The organism is Streptomyces sp. NPDC079167 (assembly GCF_040686735.1).
Taxonomy (GTDB): domain Bacteria; phylum Actinomycetota; class Actinomycetes; order Streptomycetales; family Streptomycetaceae; genus Streptomyces.
This window is the reverse complement of record NZ_JBFBLO010000045.1, coordinates 1-6,510: the sequence shown is the minus strand read 5'-3', so window position 1 is coordinate 6,510 and position 6,510 is coordinate 1. Positions and strand designations below refer to the sequence as shown.

The window sequence follows — 6,510 nt, the reverse complement described above, 5'->3', positions numbered from 1 at the left end:
TCCACCTGCGCCGGCTCCAGACCGGCGTTGACCAGCGCCTGGCGGATGACCCGCTGCTGCGCGGGCCCGTTCGGCGCGGTCAGACCGTTCGACGCGCCGTCCTGGTTCACCGCACTGCCCCGCACCACCGCCAGCACCTCATGGCCGTTGCGCCGCGCATCCGAGAGCCGCTCCACAAGCAGTACGCCTACGCCTTCGCCCCACGCCGTCCCGTCCGCAGCTTCCGCGAACGCCTTGCACCGGCCGTCCGGTGCCAGACCGCCCTGCCGGGAGAATTCGACGAAGGCGCCGGGGGTGGACATGACCGTCACTCCACCGGCCACGGCCAGTGAGCATTCGCCCGAGCGCAGCGCCTGGATCGCCCAGTGCAGCGCGACCAGGGACGACGAGCAGGCCGTGTCCACCGTCACCGCCGGGCCTTCCAGACCCAGCGTGTATGCGATACGCCCGGACAGGACACTGGCGGAGCTGCCGGTGGCGCCGTACCCGGCGACCGACTCGTCCGCCCCGCCGATGAGATGGGCGTAGTCCTGGCCGTTCGTACCGGCGAACACTCCCGTCGAGCTGCCGAACAGCGACGACGGGTCGATGCCCGCGCGCTCGAGGACCTCCCAGGATGCTTCGAGCAGCAGGCGCTGCTGGGGGTCCATCGCCAGCGCCTCGCGCGGCGAGATGCCGAAGAACTCGGCGTCGAAGTCCGCGGCATCGTGCAGGAAGCCGCCTTCTCCCGTTGATGAGGTGCCTGGGCCGGCGGAGTCAGCACCCGGACCGTGGAGCGATCCGAGGTCCCAACCGCGGTTCTCCGGCAGGGTGGAGATTCCGTCGGATCCAACGGCCAGCAGGTCCCACAGTTCTTCCGGAGAGGTGACACCACCGGGGAACCGGCAGCTCATGCCGACGATGGCGATCGGGTCGTCGGAACCCTCCCGGCGGTCGTCAAGGGTCTTCGTGTTTGCGCCCACCTGCAACGGCGCGAGTTGGGAGCTCAGGTGGCGGGCCAGAGCAGCGGGGGACGGGTAGTCGTACACGAGCGTCGTCGGCAGGCTGAGCCCTGATGCGGCGTCGAGCCGGTTGCGCAGTTCCACCGCGCTGATCGAGCTGAATCCCAGGTCGAGGAACGCTCTGTCTGCGGGCACCGCCTCTCGGGACCCGTGGCCCAGCAGCGCGGCGGCCTCATCGCGGACCAGGTCCAGCAGCAGGCGGAGGCCTTCCTGTTCCGGCATGGCCCGAAGACGTGCAGCGAGCGCCGAACGATGCAGGGGTTCCTGCTGGACCGGGCCAGCGGCAGCCGGGTCCGCCTCGGGGATGTGGGCCAGCTCCTGGAGCAGCGGGTTGGGCCGAAGCGTCGCGTTCCGCCCGGCGGCCAGGTCCCACCGCACATCGGCCACGACGAGCGAGGTTTCGTCGTCCTGAAGTGCCTGTTGAAGGGCCAGAAGTGCCAGTTCGGGGTCCATGGAGCCGACGCCGCTGCGCGCGAAGTTCTTCTCCTGCGCGGCGCCGAGGCCCCGGCCGTGCCAGTGACCCCATTGGATCGCGACGGCTGTCAGGCCTTCGGCACGGCGGTGGTGCGCAAGGGCGTCGAGGAAGGCGTTTGCGGGGGCGTAGTTCCCCTGGCCGGGGCCGCCGAGCAGACCGGCTACGGAGGAGAAGAGCACGAACGCGGAGAGGCCGAGGTCGCGGGTGAGTTCGTGCAGGTTCGTCGCGGCCCGTGACTTCGCGTGCAGTGCGCGGTCGAGCTGCTCGACGCTCAGCGTGTCCAGAAGACTGTCGTCCAGCAGCGCCGCGCTGTGGACGACCGCCGTCAGGGGCAGCTCGGCAGGTATCGAGGCCAGCAGGGCGGCCAGCGCGGACCGGTCGCCCGCGTCACAGGCGGCGAGGGTGACCTTGCAGCCCTTCGCCGTGAGTTCCGCTGCCAGGGACTCTGCGCCGGGTGCTTCGGCGCCGCGTCGGCCCACGAGCAGCAGGTGTTCGGCGCCCCTCTCCGCGAACCAGTGCGCGGTGTGGGCGCCCAGCGCGCCGGTGCCGCCCGTGATGAGCACCGTGCCTCGGGGGGCGCGCCAGTCGTAGGGTGCGGGAGTACGGGAAGGGCGGGGGGCGGGGACGAGCCTGCGTCCGTGCACACCTGTGGCACGGATCGCCAGCTGGTCCTCCTCAGCGTCGCGCGCCGCAAGGACCGTGCGGAGCCGGTGGGCCGCACGCCGGTCGATGTCCTCCGGCAGGTCGAGCAGGCCACCCCAGCTCTGCGGGCGTTCGGCACTGATCACGCCGCCAAGTCCCCAGAGCAGGGCCTGGGTGGGGGAGGTCACGGGATCCGTGCTACTCACGGACACAGCGCCACGGGTCGCGATCCACAGCGGAGCCTGCACCGCGGTGTCCCCGAGTGCCTGGACGAGAGCCAGCGTGTGCGCCAGCCCGGCCGGAACGGCCTCCGCACGGGGATGGGTGCGAACGTCCAGGGCGAGCAGGGACAGCACACCTGCCGGCACGGTGTCCGGTCCGTCGCCCAGCGCGGTGCGTATGAGGGTGGCCAGGGTCTCGCGGTCGCTGCCTGGTGCCACAGGTACGACGACGACGTCGGCGGGGGCGAGCGCGTCGAGGCACGCGTCGAGATACGGGTCGGCAGCGGTCGTCGCGGGCAGCGCCACCAGATACGTGCCTGTCGGCCGATGGGTTGCGGTCGTCTCGGCGATCCGCTTCCACTGCACGCGGTAGCGCCAGGAAGCGACGGTGGACAGAGCGGTGCGCTGACGGCGCCACGCTGACAGCGCGGGTAGTGCCGCTGCGAACGACTGTTCCGTATCGACCGCGAGTGTCCGGGTGAGTGCCTCCAGATCCGCGCCGTCGACGGCGGCCCAGAAGTCGTCGTCCTCAGGAGCGGTTTCCGGTCGGTTCGTGTCCGGCGTGCCGGCCAGGTCCAGCCAGTAGCGCCGGTGCTGGAACGCGTACGTGGGCAGGTCCACGCGCCGGGCACCGGTGCCGGCGTACACGGCACGCCAGTCCGGTTCCACACCGTTCGTGTAGGCGGCGGCGAGCGAGGTCATGAACCGGCGGGGCTCGTCCTCACCTCGCCGCAGGGTGCCGAGCGCCACCGCGTCGCCGACCGCCGCGTCGAAGGTCTCCTGGAGCCCTGCCGTGAGGACCGAGTGCGGGCTGACCTCGATGAACACCGTGTGGCCGTCGGCGAGTGCGGCGGTGGTCGCCGCCTCGAACTCCACCATGGAGCGCAGGTTGCGGTACCAGTAGTCGGCGTCCAGGCCGGCGGTGTCGATGAGCCCGCCCGTCAGCGTGGAGTAGAACGGAATTGCCGCGGAGCGTGGTTCGAGCCCTTGCAGTGCCTCCGCAAGCTCCTCGCGGATGCCTTCCATCTGCGCGGAGTGGGATGCGTAGTCCATCGCGATGCGCCGGGTCCGTACGTCGGCTGCCGCGCACGCGGACACGAAGTCGTCCAAGGCGTCGAGGTCACCCGACACGACGACGGACATGGGTCCGTTGACGGCCGCCACCGACAGCCGGGTGCCGTACGGCTGCACCTGCTCGCGGACCCATTCGACCGGGCGCGGCACCGACACCATCCCGCCCTTGCCGGAGAGAGGCATCGTTACTTCTCGCCGTCGCGCTACCAGGTGCGCCGCGTCCGGGAGGGAGAGGGCTCCGGCGACGGTGGCTGCGGTGATCTCACCCTGGGAGTGACCGATGACAGCGGCCGGCTCGACGCCGCACGAACGCCACAGCTCGGCCAGCGAGACCATGACCGCCCACAGCACCAGCTGCATGACGTCCGCCCGCTCCGACGAGGGGGCACCGTCCACACGTCGTACCACGTCGAGGAGGGACCAGTCCGTGTAGGGCGCCAGCGCCTCACCGCACTCGGTGAGCCGCGCCGCGAAGACGGGGGACGACTCCACCAGGCCGGCTGCCATACCGGTCCACTGCGCGCCCTGTCCCGGGAACACGAAGACGGGCTTGACCCTGCGGGACGCGGTCCCCTGTACGGCGCCGGGGGCCGAACCGACCTCGGCCAGGGACCGGAGCGCGGACAGGAAGCCGTCATGGTCCTCCGCCAGCAGGGCCACGCGGTGTTCGAGCGAGGCCCTGGTGGTCGCGAGGGACCAGGCGATGTCCACCGGGGCCGGACCGCTGTCGTGGCGTGTCTCCAGGTGCGCCAGCAGACGCGCGGCCTGGGCCGCGACCGCCTCGGGCGACTTCCCGGAGAGCACCCACGATGCGGTGTTGGTGGTCAGCAGAGTCCGTGCGTCAGCTCGCGGGGCATCTGCCGGTCCGGGGGCCGGCCGGCTGTCGAGGGCTGCCTGTTCGAGGATCACGTGCGCGTTGGTGCCGCTGATCCCGAACGAGGACACACCCGCCCGACGCGGCTCGCCCGTCTCGGGCCAGGCCATCTGCTCGGTGAGCAGCTCGACGCGCCCGGCCGACCAGTCGACGTGCGTCGACGGCTTGTCGACGTGCAACGTCTGCGGCAGCACACCGTGCCGCATCGCCATCACCATCTTGATCACACCGGCCACACCGGCCGCGGCCTGTGTGTGTCCGATGTTCGACTTCAGCGAACCGAGCCACAGCGGCCGGTCATGAGTCCTCTCCTGTCCGTAGGTGGCGATGAGCGCCTGCGCCTCGATCGGGTCGCCGAGTGTGGTCCCGGTTCCGTGCGCTTCCACGGCATCCACCTGGGCGGCCGTCAGCCTTGCGCCTGCCAGGGCCTGCCGGATGACACGTTGCTGCGACGGGCCGTTGGGCGCGGTCAGACCGTTGGACGCTCCGTCCTGGTTGACGGCAGAACCTCGCACCACGGCGAGCACCTTGTGCCCGTTGCGGCGCGCGTCCGACAGCCGTTCCACCAGCAGTACGCCTACGCCTTCGCCCCAGCCCGTGCCGTCGGCGGCGGCGGAGAAGGCCTTGCACCGGCCGTTCGCGGCGAGGCCGCGCTGCCTGCTGAAATCGATGAACGTGGCCGGGGTGGTCATCACCGTGACCCCGCCGGCGATCGCCATCGTGCACTCACCCGACCGCAGCGACTGCACCGCCAGGTGCAACGCCACCAATGAGGACGAGCACGCGGTGTCGACGGTGACAGCGGGCCCTTCGAGACCCAGGGTGTAGGAGACCCTGCCCGTGACGACGCTGCTCGCGGTGCCGGTGCCGAGGTATCCGTCGACCCCTTCGGGCACGGCACCGACGCTCGCCGCGTGATTGTGGTACATAACCCCGGCGAACACGCCCGTGCGGCTGCCCCGCAGCGACAGCGGGTCGATTCCGGCGCTCTCGAACGCCTGCCAGGACGCCTCCAGCAGCAAGCGCTGCTGCGGGTCCATCGCCAGAGCCTCACGCGGCGAAATCTTGAACGGTTCCGGGTCGAAGTCGCCGGCGTCGTGCAGGAACCCGCCCTCACGGGTGTAGCTCGTGCCGGGCCGTTGCATGTCCGGGTCGTACAGCGCTTCCAGGTCCCAGCCGCGGTCGGTGGGGAAGTCGGTGATCCCGTCCCTGCCGGACACGGCCAGTTCCCACAGCTCGTCGGGGGACCGTACGTCGCCGGGGTACCGGCAGCTCATCGCCACGATGGCGATCGGCTCGTTGTCCTTCTCCTCGACGGCGCGCAACCGCTCGCCGGTCTCGTGCAGTTCAGCGGTGACCCGCCGGAGATACTCGCGGAGCTTGTCTTCGTTCGCCATCAGCGATTCACCTGCCGAACTTGTTGTCGATAAAGTCGAACAGCTCGTCGTCTGAGGCTGTACCGAGTGTCTTACTGACGTTGAAGTCCTCACCGGCGGCGTCGCTCAGGTCGTCCTGGGCACCTGCCGGCTCGCGCTCCTCGTTCCACCTGGCCATGAGAGCGTTCAGCCGGGCAGTGATGGTGGCGACGGAGCCCTCACCGTCCGGTGTGAGCGCGTCGAACACCGTCTCCAGTCGATCAAGGGTTTCGAGTACCGAGGCCATCGCCGCGTTGCCGGGGACGATCTCCTTCAGGATGTGCTCGGACAGCTCGCCGGGGGTGGGGTGGTCGAAGACGAGGGTCGCGGGCAGCCGCAGCCCTGTCGCCCTGTTCAGCCGGTTCCGGAGATCTACAGCGGTGAGCGAGTCGAAGCCCAGCTCGGTGAAGGCATCGTGCGGCTTGATCGACGTGCCCGAGGAGTGGCCGAGGACGTCAGCCACCTGATCGCACACCAGCTGAAGGGCCAGCCGCTCGCGCTCTGCGGCGGGAACCGCACGGATCCGGTCGGCAAGGTGCTTGGTCCCACCGGACTCGGCGGTACGCCCTTCCCCGGCGAGGCGCCTGGTCGGCTTTCGTACGAGGGACCGAAGCACGGTGGGCACATCGTCCGTCAGAGCGTTCTCGCGCAGGACGGCGAAGTCAAGAGGCACGGGGACGAGTACGGGCTCGTCTGTCAAGGTTCCGGCCGCCTCGAACAGGCTGAGCCCTTGCTCCGTGGACAACGGCAGCAGACCGCCCCTGGCCATCCGCCGCAGATCATCCGCACCGAGCTGCCCGGTCATCTC

At 70.4% G+C, this 6,510-nt stretch carries 2 protein-coding genes; both read right to left on the bottom strand.

Features of this window, described 5'->3' with window-relative positions; translation table 11 throughout:
* Window positions 1-5,684 (bottom strand): type I polyketide synthase (locus AB0P41_RS35795; RefSeq protein WP_365936178.1); only part of this gene is annotated, 5,684 nt, incomplete at its 3' end.
* Window positions 5,685-5,691: 7 nt separating this feature from the next.
* Window positions 5,692-6,510 (bottom strand): phosphopantetheine-binding protein (locus tag AB0P41_RS35790; RefSeq protein WP_365936177.1); only part of this gene is annotated, 819 nt, incomplete at its 5' end.